Genomic DNA, 14,277 nt, shown 5'->3' with positions numbered 1-14,277 from the left:
GCTTCAAACTTCTAACTTCAAAATAATCAACGGTTTAACACCAAGATAATAAGTCAAATTTGATATATGATTTCGCTTAGGTAACGCCCCCCACCCCGGGGGTAAAATACACCGTTTTTTAACATCACGCAAGATAATATTGTTATTCGTATATATGATGTGGCGAATAAATCAATGGATTCATTCCAGAGATAATATACCACTCCCGATCATCGAATAGAACCCGCCTGGCGGGTTCTATTCGAGGTACAATTCTCCATTCTCAATTCTCAAATCATTCCAGCACTCAGAACAACTCCATTCCCCGGCACATCTGAAAAAGAGACAACACCCTTTTCAATAGTAACACCTGTTGCAATATCTTTTGCCAAAAGGAGAGGTCCGTCTGCATCCACATAATCAAGGAGAGGCATCAGCTGAGCAATGCCGGAAATGCCCACTGTAGATTCGGTCATACAGCCCACCATAACTTTCATCTCCAGTTCCCGGGCACGGTGAATCATCCGCAGAGCCGGTGTGAGTCCTCCGCATTTGACCACCTTGATGTTCACCCCGTGAAAAAATCCGTGGCAGCGGTCCACATCTTCCTCATGGACACAGCTTTCGTCGGCAATGACCGGTAAAACCGAGTGTTCATAAACCTGTTTCATCCCCATCCAATCCCCGGCGGGCAAAGGTTGTTCAATAAACTCCACATCCAGTTCTTTCAGGGTTTTGGAAAATTCAATGGTCTGCCCGGCTGTCCAGGCGCAATTGGCATCAATCCGCAGGGTGGCATTCGTTACTTTCCGCAGTTCCTGCATGATTTCCATGTCATGTTTTGTCCCAAGTTTGATTTTGAAGACAGGCCAGTCCCTGAATTCCAGGAGTTTCTTTTTCATCACATCGATTTCGTCGATACCAATGGTATAATCCGTCACCGGCCGTTTGGACGCATCCAGTCCCCACAATTCCCAGGTCTTTTTCCCTTTCAGTTTTCCGTAAAGATCCCACAAGGCCATGTCCAGGGCACACTGGGCAAAGGGGTTGTCTTTCAGCTTGGGATGGTAGATTGACCACAGGGCATTCGGTGTGATTTCCAGGAGATTCCGCGTTTTTAAGTCCTCCTGGAGACCATTCAGATCGGAAAACATTTTTTCCACGGTAAACCCGTAATACTTATGGTTGGCTACCGCTTCACCATATCCCTTCACGCCGTCCTGAATGACTTCGGCAATCACCGTCTTCTGAACCGTCCGGGTTTCCCGTGATATCCCGAATTTATATTTCAGGGGCAAATCAAATTCGTGCAGTTTCAGTTCCATGATCAATCCTCTTTGATTATCTCTTTTCAAGCGATGGAATATAATATTTCGTGGGGGAAATTGCAGGCAGAAGATGCGGGGGTATGAGGGTACGATAGAGAGAGGGAGAAAACAGTCTCAGACTTTAATCCGGCATAAGTTCGGGGAGGGTTTTTTCTACTTCCGCAGCTCTTCCTGAATCTGTCTAACCCAGCGCTCAATCCGTTCATCTGTCAGTTCGGACTGGTTGTCTGCGTCTAAGGCGAGGCCGCGGAAGTTTCCCTTTTTAAAAAATCCGGAGTGTTCAAATTCATAGCCGTCTGCCGGCCAGTTCCCGCCGATGACCCGTTCCGCTTTTTTTGCTACCAGGCTGTAGAGGTAACTGATGCCGCCCAGGAAGGAGTCGGGAAACATCATCTGATCTCCCATCCCCACAAAGGCTACTGTTTTATCGGAAAAATCGATTTCTTCCAGCTTATTCAGGAACTCCGCCCAGTCCGGCTGCATGTTGCCCGTCCCCGTGCTTGAACTGGCAAAGATGATGACATCGTAATTCTCAAAGGTTTCGGCTTCCGTTTCGCTGATATCATGAATGTTTTCTTCCGGGAGGGAGAGTCTTCGACGAATTTTCTCCACCGCCTTTTCCGTATTTCCGCTTGATGATCCGTAGAATATGCCGATATTCATAGTACCTCCTTCGTGGTTTTGTCTCTTCCCGGCCCCAAAGGTCACGATATTATACAATCTCGGCGCTCTTTATCCATGAAATAACTCGATATTATATGGTTCTTACCATTAAATTTCACCATGAAGTTGCGGATTCTTTTTTCGGCCTGTCTTTTTTTTCTGTTTACCGGTGCGGAATCACTCTCTGCTGCCCGTTTCACGGAAGCCAGGGTGGATCTCTGGCCCGATTATGACCAGCCAGCCATGTTGGTGATAATGGAAATGTCCATGGATAGCGCGGCACCTGTTGTTTTTGTCATCCCCGAATCTGTCAAACATGTGCGGATTCGTGAAGGTTACCTTGATTTCCAGAAGATCATCACCGTCGATGCCATGAACATGATCCGTTTTACTCCCCGGGGGGATCATTTCACCATGACCTATTACGATATTTTTCCCGATACATCCTACCGGTCCTATGATTATTTTTTCTACTCAAATTTAGCTGTAGATACTCTTTTCATCCGGATTCAGAAACCTTCGGCAGCCCGTGATTTTGATTTTATGGATGCCACGGCATTTACCCGGGAAGTGAAGGACAGGAGTGGGTTGGTTTACAGCATCACAAAATTTGCCGGGATTCGCCCGGAGGAACCCTTTATGGTTTCTCTTCGTTACACCAATCCCAGCGGACAGCTGACGGCTCCGGGAACCATGGAACCGCCGGAACCCATCCGGCGTCAACTTTCACCCGCCGTCCGGCGAATCGGCATCGGCCTCTTTATCCTCATGCTGATTCTGGCCCTTCTGATCCGGCGGGTTGTCCGGCCTGTCCATGACGACACGGAAAGGGAATCCCATGCCATGCGTTTTTGCGGCTATTGTGGTGCACCCAGAACAACCGGACACCTTTTTTGTCCCTTCTGTGGTAAAAAGTATTAGGTGTATGTCCAGAATACAGTCCTGTCTATTTGCCTTTTTTCTTTTTTTTATCCCCGCCGTTTTACCGGGCATAAGTTATGATTATGCCGAAATCGACCCCATGAACCGTCTGTACATGCTTTCTGTCCGGGAAGGTGTTATCATCCGTCATGCTCCCGAAGGAACGCTGAAACGGGGGGATGGTCCGGCACTTATGTCCCGCCTGCAGGAACCGGCGGGCCTTCAGCTTCAGTTCCCCTCGTCCGTATGGGTGCTGGATAGATCCGGTAAATCCTTCCTGGAATTTGATGCCGCCCTGAATTATCTTGGTTCCCTCTCTCTTCCTTCCCGGATTGAGGATCCCATGGCCTTTCTCATTTTATCCGACGGCCGATGGCTTTTAGCCGATGCTCTGAATCAAAAAATCTGGCAGTTTAGTCCGGGATTCACTACACCCGTCCCCTGGGGCACCGGACAGGATTTTGCCGTGATACCGCCCGATTTGTCCCTCATGGGTGACGGAAACAGGGTCTATTGTCTTTCTCCGGCAGAATCCCTTGCCTGGATTACCGATACTCAGGGACGGCTTCTTCATAAGATTCATATACCCGATTCACTGGATATCCGCCATCTTGCAGGTGGATGGAAGGACTTTCTTTTTATCTCCGGTCCGGGAGGCACATGGATGCTGATACCGGGGAATCCTCCTGAAAAAATCGATGATAAACCTTGTCTGAGAATCTGGAAAGACCGGCGGGTACGTCCGGACGGAACGCCTATTCCCGGAGGATTTTACCCCCATCTGCCCAAAGGGGCCACCACACCGTGATTTTCCGCATATTTACAACTCTTCTTTTAGCCGTCACACTGACATGTGCCGTTTCCTATCAGGAGGATTTTATTGTCCGGCCGGGGCAAACGGTTTTTTCTCTTTCCCATCCTTTGGTGACTCTTGATTCCATTCGCTGGGAAAATCCTGCCGACACTCTCCGTTGGGCTCTGGATCCCGTGGAAGGCCGCTGGGTGGTTTTGGATAATCCCGATGCACCCGACACAGTGAAGATTTTCTATTCAACACCTGATTGGTCTTTGCCCCTCCGGTATTCGTCCGGTGTTCGCTATTTGCCCGATCTCTTTCCTGATGAAAAAAACAGACCTCAAACGTCAGACCGGTCGGCCGTCCCATCATCCGGTGTCCGAACCCGGGGGACCCTTTTCCGCTCTGTGCAGGTGAGTACCAACGGACAAAGCAGTGTATCAGGCGGGATGGATTTGCAGATCCGGGGTGAACTTCTACCGAATGTGATGTTGAGCGGTGTGATCTCGGATCATGAAACACCCTTTGAAGCCGCCATGTCGTCCCAAAGTCTTGAGGAACTGGATCAGATTTATCTGGAACTGGAAACCCCGGGGGGAAAGGGTCGTTTGGGGGATCTGCGAATCGGTACGGACTGGAGCCCTTTCAGCCGCTATTCCGGTCACCTGACGGGTGTTACCGCTGCATCATCACCCGAATCCCACGGAGCCCTGTCGTGGGAAGGATTTGCCGGGAGTCCATCCGGCAGGTTTATCCGCCGGGAAATAACTGTCCGTGAAGGGGATCAGGGCCCTTACCGCCTTCTTTCAGGCTCACTTTCTTCTGTGATGATTGTCCCCGGATCGGAACGGGTTTTTCTGAACGGGATTCGCTTGGAATCTTCCCGGTATCTGGTGGATTATGCCGCCGCCGAGCTTACATTTTCCACCGGATACCTTTTGTCGAAAGAGGACCGCGTGTTTGTGGAATACCGGTACCGGAATGAATGGTTTCCGCGCCTGAGTACCGGGGGACGTGTGGGATATACCGGAAACCGGTGGAGGGTGCATCTTTACGCCCTCCGGGAATCAGATGACAGTTCCCGTCCCCTGGATGAAAGCATGGCCAATCTCAGTTCTGATTCACTATCTGCCCTCATGGAAGGTGATTTTCTTTCCACCGCTCAGGCAGATACGACCGGCAGTTATGTCTGGTCGGATGAGGGTTTCTGGCTCTATGCCGGGGAGAAACAGGGCACGCACCGGGTACGGTTTTTCCGGGAAAATCAAAACGGTGGATATATCCGGCGCTATGATGCTGACGGACTGCCTTATTATGAATATGCTCCGGAGGATCCTTTATCCCAGTATTTCCCCCGAAGGCCTGTAGTTTATCCCGAAACACTCTCCCATTTGGGCGGGGATTTCCGATGGGAACTCCTGAAGGGTATGGTGTCGGGACATGTTACACTCTCACAATTTGAAAGGGGATTCGGCACAGGCACTATGTACAACGGCATTGGAGGGAACTGGCAGGCTGAGCTGCCGATATCACGTTTTACGTTTCAAAGCGACGGCTGGAATCGCTCGGAACATTTTATCAGCTACGAAGCGCCCGAATCCGTCTCTCTTTCCCGGGACATGGGTTTTCATCCCGGGGATACCCTTCGTATAAATATCCGGAATGCCCTGGTGTATGATTCAGACAAATTTCACACGATCCTGACCTGGCAGAGTGCCGGCATCCGTCCCGATTCTCTACGCCACCGTTTCTCTTTTTCCGGTTCTGTAGGAAAAAAGGTCGCCCTTTCATGGGAAGGGTTTCGCCTGAGAAATTCCCACTGGTTGCCCTATTATCAGGCAGGAGTGTCAGGGAAAATCCACGCCCTGTATGCCGGATGGAAAAGAACTTTGTTTGAACCCCTGGGGCGTGCCTATGCCGAGCGGAATGATATTTTACGGGGAGGAATCCGATTTAAGGAAAACATGGGTGTTGAATACCGCTACCGGGAAGATTATGAATGGAGCGGTTCACAGTTTGACCGCTATTCACAAAAACACGATTTGGAACTGAAAGGGCGTTTTGATTTCAGGGATTACATCCGTTGGCAGGGAGATTTGACCGGCCGTCTGGACCGGCGGGATACTCAAAAGAGCTTTACCATGCTTACCAGCAACCGGCTTCAGTGGAATGTACCGTCCATTAATCTTTCCGGTCAGTTAACTACCCGGATTAACCGGACGTCCGAATATCGCCGGGAGGCACTCTTTATCCGGGTTGCCGACGGCATGGGACAATACCGATGGGATGAAGTTTACAATGAGTATGTCCCCGACCTCCTGGGGAATTACGTTCTCCGCCGCGAACAGACGAATGACCGCCTGGATCAGGTGATTCATTCCAGTGCTTTCACTACACGCTGGCAGCACCGGTTCGGCCGGATTTCCCTCCGTTACCAGTTCAACGGAGATCTGGAATACAGGAGTGATGATTTGATAGTCTATCAATCTCTTTCCCTGACCCGGCCCCGGAAAAACATCCTTCTGGCAAATATCCGGGCCCGGAACGACCTGACCCTTACATCGCCCGACCAGGGCCGGTCCCTTCGTCTGGCAACGAACCATTTCCGCACCCAGAACACCCGGGATCTTCACAGTGAAAGTCTGTCAGGGAAGGACAAAGGAGAAATGATATGGCGGCGCCGGGGAGAGAAGGGATATCAGGAATATACACTTAACCTGGGCCGGGACCGCCGTGAACGCTTTCCCCTGGGATCCTATTCCGTGAAAAATAACCGGAGGGGTATTCAGGCAGCATTCCATCGGACACCCGGACAGTCCCTGGACCTGGGCATTTCCGCCGCCTTTTCTGCCATTGCCAGCACCTTTCTCACGGAGGATTTTTCCACCCGCCGACTTGAAGGGGAAATCAGCGGAACCTGGAGCCGGATCCCCGGAGAATTTGTAAATGGCCGATTTAATCTGATCTCGGTGAGTACGGAATATGACCGGCCACTGCCTTATGAAGTGGCGGATGGTCTTCCGGCCGGATATACCCTGCAGTTCATGTTCCGGTATGAAAGACGGCTCAGTGATATGGTCTCCCTGAATGGAACCTTTCAGTACAGAAAACGGGGAGACAGTCAATCTGTAACCCTCATCCGCGTGGAGGCCCGTGCGTACCTGTAAATACATCTGCCTTATGATCTTGCTTTTTTCTCCCCTGATGGCTTCAGGGAGCCGGTCGGTTTGCCTGGCTATCGGCCCAGACACGCTCGGAGTGATAATGCCGGAAAATATCCTCACAACCCTGGATCGTGTATTGGTAAAATGGACCGATAACGGGTATCCATTTGCTGAACTGGTTCTGTCCGAATATCACAACAGCTCCGACACCGCATTTGTCACTTACCGCTTGATTCCGGGTGAGTCGGTATCCATTGATACAGTTGTCTTTGGGGAATTTTCACCGGCGGAAGTGCGCCGTTTACAGCGACTGATCCGGGATGACCTGACCGGTCCGTACCATGGTAACCGGATTCGAAAGGCTCAGAACCGTCTCAGGGAAAGCTCCTGGCTGAATACTGCGGACCGGCATGACATTTCCGGTTCTGCCCTTCGTTTTTATGCAGAAAGGGTGGAAGATTTTTCCTTTAATGTCCTTCTCAGTTATCAAAGCCGGGCCGGTGGACTTGTGGGGCAGGCCGATATCGCTTTAATCAATTTTCTGGGATTGGGACGCCGGGCGGATTTTTCCTGGTATCATCCTTCAGAAAGAACCAACCGGGTCACCGTGAACTGGTATGAGCCCTACCTTATCAATACAGGATTTTCCGCCGGTCTTCGTTTTAAACAGGAACACGAGGATACGCTCTACGTCACCCGGGAAAGCCGGTTTGAACTCATCTGGGAAAACAGGATAACTGATGTGGGAGTGGTGATTTCCCGGGAGGATGTGTACACCACCGAAGCGGGAGACAGCGCCGGTGTGATTCCCGGTACACGCCATATTTCCGCCCTGAATGTCCGGCTGGAGGATCTGATCGGGGCGGCATGGCAGTATCACGTGTCACTGACAGGAGGTGTCCGGATCGGGGAGGATAGTCTCCAGTATCCCGTGGATTACGAGGCAGAGATTCTCTTTCATTCCAAACCCTGGTATTTTCAGGGAAAACTTCTGGGGGGTCGTATTTTTTCAAAGGGGGATCCGGCCGGATATCAGCAGTTCCGCCTGGGCGGGGGGATGTTCCTGCGAGGTGCCCTTTTTGAGCAGTACCGGGTGGATTGGTACACCGGTGGTATTTTGGAAGGGGGTGTGGAAGACGGGCTCCTCAGAGCAGGACTCTTTGCCGACTGGGCTTTTATTGAGGGAATTTCAACGCCCCTGATCCACGTGGGGACAAGCCTTTCGTTGCCGACCGGGACAACCCGGTTGAAAATTCTCCTGGGATTTGATATAAAAGAACCTCTGAATCAGGGAAAGATCCATGTGGGATGGACTTTTTGATTCAGAATGTATTTGATATTTAAATTAAAAAAGCTTATATGAAGCAATGATGAAAACCTCTAAAAGCTGTGAAAAGGTCCGGGTTATTCTGCATTACGGGGAATGTGATCTCTGTATCGAAGGTGAAAAAGCGGGAACTTCACCGGGGACCATAGGGGTGATGGATATGTGATCAATTATGTGAAAATCCGGGTGGAAGAGAATTGTAACCACCTGATATCTGAAACCACAGAATCATGAAATCCTCATGGATGAAACCTTTAAAACACACATACACTCAAAACAAAAATAAGGAGCTGCATATTTCTATGCGGACGAATAAATGAAACAAAACAATTATGCACAGCGGGTGATGGCTTTTTTCAAAGAGAATCCATCCACCCGGATGAAACTTAAAAAACTCCGGACTACTTTGAATGTGTCCCAGCGGAATTATCCCTTGCTGCGGGATGCAGTAAAAAACCTGGCCCGGGCCGGCCGGCTTAAGCAATATCAGGGCAATGTTTACGGACTGCCGGGACATGAAGAACCCTCTGAAACGGTGGGAGTACTGGATATCCATGCCAAAGGTTTTGGCTTTGTCAATACGACTGACGGCAAAAAAATCTTCATTCATGCCGATGACCTGGGCAATGCCTGTCACGGGGATACGGTCAGTGTAAAAATCCTTAAAAAACAAAAAGGGGATAATCCGGAAGGCTTTATCCGTCGTGTTGTCAAGCGGGGCCGGAATGAATTTGTCTGCATTTACCGGGAGGTACGGGGTTATTCCCTGGGTATTCCCGAAACGGCACAGCTCCGGAAGGATGTAGTCATCACCGATTTCAACGGCTATAAACCCGATGACGGAAGCATTATCTCGGTGGAAATCACGGATTGGCGGGATAGTTCACGACGACCTTACGGGCGTATCACCCGTCTGATCGGCAGCCGTGAGACAAAAGAATTTGATGCGGTGCTGGTGGCGAATCAGTACAGCATTCCGGACCGTTTTCCGGCTGAGGTTCTGGAACAGGCCGAGGCCATATCTCAAAAAATCACTCCGGACGGCCGTGCTGATTTGCGGGATCTTGTCACCTTTACCATCGATCCTGAGGATGCCCGGGATTTTGACGATGCTCTCTCTGTTGCCGTGAATAAAGACGGCACTTACGAACTTGGGGTTCACATTGCCGATGTGAGTCATTATGTACCGGAAGGATCTCCACTGGATAAAGAAGCCCTGAAGCGGGGGACATCCGTCTATTTCACCCGCTATGTGATCCCCATGCTTCCGGAGAAATTGAGCAACGAATTGTGTTCCCTGAACCCGAATGAAGACCGTCTGAGTTTTTCAGCCCTGATGACCATCAATCCCAAAGGGGCGGTCATTAAAAGCCGGATAACCCCTTCGGTGATTCACAGCAGGCGGCGTTTTACCTATGAAGAGGTTCAACAGATACTGGACCGGGGAAAGGGAGAGTATTTCACTGAAATATCCGCCCTTTTTAAACTGGCTAAAATTCTCAATGATGTGCGGAATCAGGCGGGAAGCATCGATTTTGACATTCCCGAGCCGAAATACATCCTGGATGATTCGGGTTTTCCCACGGAAATCTACCCCCGGGAACGCCTGTGGAGCCATCGGATTGTGGAAGAATGCATGTTGATTGCCAATAAAACCGTGGCGCGCTTTATTCAGAGCCGACAGGATCCACTGCCCTTTATTTATCGTGTCCACGAAACACCCAAGCCGGACGACGCCCTGGCATTTTTCAAGTTGTTGAGGAACTTTGGTTTTGAAAAAGCCGTGAAGGGGCGCTCTGTGCGGCCTGCAGATTTCAGGGATGCCCTGCTGGCGGTACAGGATACGGATGCCCGTTACTTTCTGGAAAAAATTGCCCTGCGGACCATGATGAAAGCCCGGTACGACACGAAGCCGCTGGGACACTTTGGCTTGGCTTTTGATGAGTATACCCACTTCACTTCTCCCATCCGCCGGTACCCCGATTTGATCGTTCACAGGCTTTTACGAAAGTATCTGAAAAATGAGAGGATCAAAGACCGGAACCGCCTGAAGGAATCCCTGGATGCTGCAGCGAAAAAATCCACCGATTGTGAAATCCGGGCACAAAATGCTGAACGGGAGTACCACAAGATAAAACAGGTCAAATTCTTGGAAAAACATCTCGGAGATGTTTTCAGCGGGATTATTTCCGGTGTGGTTCAGTACGGATTTTATGTAGAAATTCCCGAGACTCTGGTGGAAGGACTGGTCCACCGGAAATTTTTGCCTTCTGACTACTGGGAATTTAACCCTGTGGCTTATACCCTGACGGGCCGGCGTTCAAAACGGCGTTTCCGCATGGGGGATCATGTAAAGGTCCGGGTGGCCAGGGTTTCCCTGGAACACATGGAGGTGGATTTTCATCTGGTGGAAGGGAAAGATGAGGATCACGAAGAATCCGGCAAAAAGAATAATAAATTAAAAAATAAATAAAAACAGGGTTTTATTCAGGTAACCGGGATAGCAGTTCACGCATGGCTTTTGTGACTTCCCGGTACGTATCCAGCAGGTTTTTCATTTTTTCGGGATCGTTATCACTTTCCGTTTTTTCCCGGAACTGATCCCGGCCGTAGGCCAGGGGATAGGCATCCTCCCGGGGCTTCTTTCCGTATATGAGCCAGTTCAGGTCCGGATCCGTGCATTTTTGTAAAACAAGTCCGTAATCCATGGCTCCCCGCCGGCGCCAGGCTGAAACCGTACTCCGGTGGACCTCCAGAAAATTTGCTAAATCAAAATCTGTCTTCAGAGTGTAGTATTCTTTGATCCGATCCAGAATTGTGTTGACAAATTGTAAATTATTTCTTGACATGTTGACAATATGTAGTTATTTTTCGGTAAGTTGGGTGTATTGTGTACATATTTATTATGTTTTCTTATTTTGAAAATATAGTGATATGTACGGGAACTTCAAAAAAGAATGTCCGGACATGCGATAAATTTGAATTAATTAAAACATTTTTGTAAACTATACATAGTTATAGCGGCCCCCCGCAAGACACATAACGTCTAACTCCCAGGGTGGGCCGCTATACGTTTTATGCCCGTAAATTGTAACCTGCAACCTGCGTTACCTCTAAATAAAAAGTCTGATGAGGAGGAAAAATGAAAGAATCATTGCAAAGCAGAATATCGATGAATCATGGTCCCGATATTCCGGTCTTGGGATTGGGGACCTTTTTATCCAAAGAGGGTGATGAGACCCGGAAAGCGATTTCCTGGGCTCTTGAAGCGGGTTACCGCCTGATAGATACGGCAGCCATATATCAGAATGAACGATCCGTGGGAAAAGCCATCCGTGAAAGCGGTATTCCCAGGGAAGAGGTTTTTGTCACTACGAAAATCTGGAATGACGATATCCGAAAGGGAGAAGCCGGGGAAGCCCTGCACAAGAGTCTGGAACGGCTGGGACTGGATTACGTGGATTTGTATCTTGTTCACTGGCCGGTTCCCAACAAGTATGTCTCCATCTGGAAATCCATGGAGAATCTCCTTGAAGAGGGACAGGTGAAGGCTATTGGGGTCAGTAATTACCATGTCCACCATCTTCAGGACCTTCTTAAAGAAGCGGAAGTAATACCGGCCCTGAATCAGGTGGAATGTCATCCCTATTTGCAGCATAACGAACTGAGGACCTTTTGTTCCGAACATCAGATCGTATTTGAGTCCTGGGGTCCCCTGATGCAAGGTGCTTTTCTGGAAGTCCCGGAAATTTTAGAATTGGCCCAAAAATACAACCGGACCCCGGCTCAGATAACACTCCGTTGGGCAAGGCAAAAAAATATTCTCCCGATTCCCAAATCTGTTAAAAAGGACAGGATTATCAGTAATGCGGACATCTTCTCCTTTGAAATTGAACCGGACGATATGAAACGCTTTGATGCTCTGGACCGGGGAAAGCACATGGGGCCGGATCCGGAGAGTTTTGATTTTTGAAGGCAGGTGGCAAGGTAAAAAGACTGGAATTTCCCTGTGACACAAGTTATATTGATGTTACGTGATACAGGAGATTTGTCATGTTTATCCAGTTTACCTTCAATATTCCCGGAGTGACTGAGGGATTGCGGGCATTCAGTCTGTCTGCCTCATCGATTAAAGCGTTGCATCTTGATGCAGGGACGGGACTGATACCGGAGACACCTGCAGGTCCTCTCCTGCGTTTTTCAGCCCTTTTGGGCTCCAACAGCCGGATTACGGCCATCAGCTACAATGCCCTCCAACGTTTCCTTGAAGCCATGCAATCCGAACGGCTCCTGCCGGGTATTGAAGGGGAACGTGAACTGATCTGGCTCAGGGACGGTATCCGTTACCGCTACGGTTTTGAAATCCGGGAGGGGCGCATCACCGCCGAATGGCTCTATTATAAGGAAAAACGGGAAACCTATATTTTTTCCAAACGGGAAGACATATTCGAGGTGAACAGCCGTTTTACGGATTTGACCGAACTGGTACGGCGGCATCTGGCCGGACCTAAAAAATTTCTCCTGGGAACGGCGGTAAAACTTTTCCCCCGGGGGATTCGGGATATCCTGCCCCATGCCTTTATGCGCTGTCTGGACAGGAACCGGTATCATGAAATCATTATCCGGAAAATCCCCGAGAATGTCTTAACGGATCTGAATGAATTTTTACAAAAGGCAGACCCTTCATTTGAGCAGATCATCGGGGATTCGGGGCACGTGGACAATCTGGCCTTTCGGTGGAAACGCCAGCCGGAAATCCCCTTCGGTTCATTGCCCCTTCAGTTCCGTGAAGAGACACTCATTCTTGCCGAACTTTTTTACGCCCTTCGTTTCCACTCCGTGATTATCCTTCACGGCTATTGGGATTTGTTTCATCCCCTCATCCGGAAGGCCATTCTGGAACGTTTCAATAATCCCCGCACCAATCCCCTGGGCAGTCAGCTGATTGTGACTACCCTCAGTCCTTATAGTGTATCTTATGAAATCTCCCGCCGGGATCAGGTGTGGCTGCTCCATGCAAACCGGGAGGGTACATTCCAGATGTATTCCCTCTGTGATTTCCGGGGAAGTGGCAGAATCTGGCGCCGGGGACGTTTCCCGGAGTACTATCTGGAAGGCAGAACCGGACCGGTTCCCGTGATGGAATAAAAAAATCCCCGCTTATTGGCGGGGATCTTGTGATATCTGCTTTCTTTGTCTTTTATAAAGAATCGACTGTTGTCATTGTGACCTTCATCCGGATGGGAATCAGGGGATTATCCCGCTTATCCCGTTCGGCATTGGCGATTTTATCCACCACATCCATACCTTCGGTGACCTTTCCGAAGACCGTGTATTTTTTATCCAGAAATCCGGCATCTTTATGACAGATAAAAAATTGGGACCCGGCGCTGTTGGGATCCTGGGCCCGTGCCATGGAGACGATTCCCGGACCATGATGAATGGCATTGAATTCCGCCGGAATGGTGTATCCCGGTCCGCCGGTCCCGTCGTTGTACCGATTGTCGTCCCGGGAAAGAATGTCCCCTCCCTGAATCATAAATCCCGGTATCACCCGGTGAAAGGTGGTACCGTTGTAATAACCGGCCTTGGCCAGCCGTTTAAAGTTGGCGCAATGAACAGGGGCCTCTTCGGGGAAAAACTGAATCACAATCCGTCCGTACGGCGTTTCAATCACAGCCCGGTCATCTTCTTTGACCGGCTGGGGGTGGGTCTGGGCGACTTCAATCAGGATATCGTTAATTTCTTCTTTTGTCAGCAAGCGTGTCAAAATGGCATCAATGTTTATATCTTCTTTCTCCGGCATGGTAAAAACCTCCTGGTATTCGTAAATGTGTCCGTCCTCTTTTTTCTGAATCTTCAAAACATGTTTCCCGGACTCCACCTCTTCAAGCATTAAAGGTGTCTGACCAATCAGCGTTTCATCCAGATAAACATCCGCTGATTCCCGGTCCGACTGAATTTCCAGCACTCCGCCTTTCCGGCCGCAGGAAACAGCTATCGTCAGGACTAAAATGATAAGTACGATGTGTTTTATTTTCATGGATTCCTCCTTCTTTTCACCCGGATTGAAATCCGGGGCCATGTTACCCCGTTTCT

The 14,277-nt window shown here is 49.6% G+C and carries 11 protein-coding genes; 7 read left to right on the top strand and 4 right to left on the bottom strand.

From position 1 onward, the window contains the following. Positions 1 to 269 precede the first annotated feature (269 nt). Positions 270 to 1,304 carry a dipeptide epimerase gene (locus J7K63_05305; protein ID MCD6234434.1) on the bottom strand — a complete coding sequence of 345 codons (1,035 nt, stop codon included), beginning with the start codon at positions 1,302 to 1,304 and terminating at the stop codon, positions 270 to 272. Between the two features lie 156 nt (positions 1,305 to 1,460). Continuing rightward, on the bottom strand, positions 1,461 to 1,970 hold the full coding sequence (locus tag J7K63_05300; protein MCD6234433.1) for a flavodoxin: 510 nt from the start codon (positions 1,968 to 1,970) through the stop codon (positions 1,461 to 1,463). Between the two features lie 120 nt (positions 1,971 to 2,090). Between J7K63_05300 and J7K63_05295 the strand changes: the two genes are divergently transcribed. The 5 genes from J7K63_05295 (at position 2,091) to rnr (ending at position 10,651) form a co-directional block, all read left to right on the top strand. Continuing rightward, positions 2,091 to 2,891: a zinc ribbon domain-containing protein gene (locus J7K63_05295; protein ID MCD6234432.1), complete on the top strand. Its 801-nt coding sequence runs from the start codon at positions 2,091 to 2,093 to the stop codon at positions 2,889 to 2,891. 4 nt (positions 2,892 to 2,895) lie between these two features. Then, the gene (locus J7K63_05290; protein ID MCD6234431.1) at positions 2,896 to 3,699 is read left to right on the top strand and encodes a hypothetical protein; all 804 of its coding nucleotides are present in this window, start codon (positions 2,896 to 2,898) and stop codon (positions 3,697 to 3,699) included. Then, on the top strand, positions 3,696 to 6,854 hold the full coding sequence (locus J7K63_05285; protein ID MCD6234430.1) for a hypothetical protein: 3,159 nt from the start codon (positions 3,696 to 3,698) through the stop codon (positions 6,852 to 6,854). Before J7K63_05290 ends, J7K63_05285 begins: the two co-directional genes overlap by 4 nt. Before the next feature lie 97 nt (positions 6,855 to 6,951). Continuing rightward, the gene (locus tag J7K63_05280) at positions 6,952 to 8,172 is read left to right on the top strand and encodes a hypothetical protein (protein ID MCD6234429.1); all 1,221 of its coding nucleotides are present in this window, start codon (positions 6,952 to 6,954) and stop codon (positions 8,170 to 8,172) included. A gap of 322 nt (positions 8,173 to 8,494) precedes the next feature. Continuing rightward, complete coding sequence (rnr, locus tag J7K63_05275) at positions 8,495 to 10,651, top strand: ribonuclease R (GenBank protein ID MCD6234428.1); 2,157 nt, start codon at positions 8,495 to 8,497, stop codon at positions 10,649 to 10,651. 10 nt (positions 10,652 to 10,661) lie between these two features. On the opposite strand, the gene J7K63_05270 is transcribed toward rnr, so the two are convergent. Then, a complete protein-coding gene (locus tag J7K63_05270) occupies positions 10,662 to 11,027 on the bottom strand; it encodes a helix-turn-helix domain-containing protein (protein MCD6234427.1) in 366 nt (121 codons plus the stop codon). Between the two features lie 293 nt (positions 11,028 to 11,320). On the opposite strand from J7K63_05270, the gene J7K63_05265 reads away from it, so the two are divergent. After that, positions 11,321 to 12,151, top strand: coding sequence for an aldo/keto reductase (locus J7K63_05265; GenBank protein MCD6234426.1), 831 nt, complete (start codon positions 11,321 to 11,323; stop codon positions 12,149 to 12,151). Between the two features lie 80 nt (positions 12,152 to 12,231). Further along, positions 12,232 to 13,326: an ATP-binding protein gene (locus J7K63_05260; GenBank protein ID MCD6234425.1), complete on the top strand. Its 1,095-nt coding sequence runs from the start codon at positions 12,232 to 12,234 to the stop codon at positions 13,324 to 13,326. A 52-nt stretch (positions 13,327 to 13,378) separates the two neighbouring features. Here J7K63_05260 and J7K63_05255 read toward each other — a convergent pair whose 3' ends face one another. Beyond that, a complete protein-coding gene (locus J7K63_05255; protein MCD6234424.1) occupies positions 13,379 to 14,221 on the bottom strand; it encodes a peptidylprolyl isomerase in 843 nt (280 codons plus the stop codon). Positions 14,222 to 14,277 lie beyond the last annotated feature (56 nt).

It is taken from the genome of Candidatus Neomarinimicrobiota bacterium, assembly GCA_021157965.1.
GTDB lineage: Bacteria > Fidelibacterota > Fidelibacteria > Fidelibacterales > Fidelibacteraceae > Fidelibacter.
The sequence above is the reverse complement of the archived record's forward strand: the minus strand, read 5'-3'. Positions and strand labels throughout refer to the sequence as shown.

Excerpts from the sequence above, each read along its gene's own strand:
- J7K63_05305 (MCD6234434.1), bottom strand. The coding sequence starts at position 1,304 with ATGGAACTGAAACTGCACGAATTTGATTTGCCCCTGAAATATAAATTC.
- J7K63_05300 (MCD6234433.1), bottom strand. The coding sequence starts at position 1,970 with ATGAATATCGGCATATTCTACGGATCATCAAGCGGAAATACGGAAAAG.
- J7K63_05295 (MCD6234432.1), top strand. The coding sequence starts at position 2,091 with ATGAAGTTGCGGATTCTTTTTTCGGCCTGTCTTTTTTTTCTGTTTACC.
- J7K63_05290 (MCD6234431.1), top strand. The coding sequence starts at position 2,896 with ATGTCCAGAATACAGTCCTGTCTATTTGCCTTTTTTCTTTTTTTTATC.
- J7K63_05280 (MCD6234429.1), top strand. The coding sequence starts at position 6,952 with ATGCCGGAAAATATCCTCACAACCCTGGATCGTGTATTGGTAAAATGG.
- rnr (MCD6234428.1), top strand. The coding sequence starts at position 8,495 with ATGAAACAAAACAATTATGCACAGCGGGTGATGGCTTTTTTCAAAGAG.
- J7K63_05270 (MCD6234427.1), bottom strand. The coding sequence starts at position 11,027 with ATGTCAAGAAATAATTTACAATTTGTCAACACAATTCTGGATCGGATC.
- J7K63_05265 (MCD6234426.1), top strand. The coding sequence starts at position 11,321 with ATGAAAGAATCATTGCAAAGCAGAATATCGATGAATCATGGTCCCGAT.
- J7K63_05260 (MCD6234425.1), top strand. The coding sequence starts at position 12,232 with ATGTTTATCCAGTTTACCTTCAATATTCCCGGAGTGACTGAGGGATTG.
- J7K63_05255 (MCD6234424.1), bottom strand. The coding sequence starts at position 14,221 with ATGAAAATAAAACACATCGTACTTATCATTTTAGTCCTGACGATAGCT.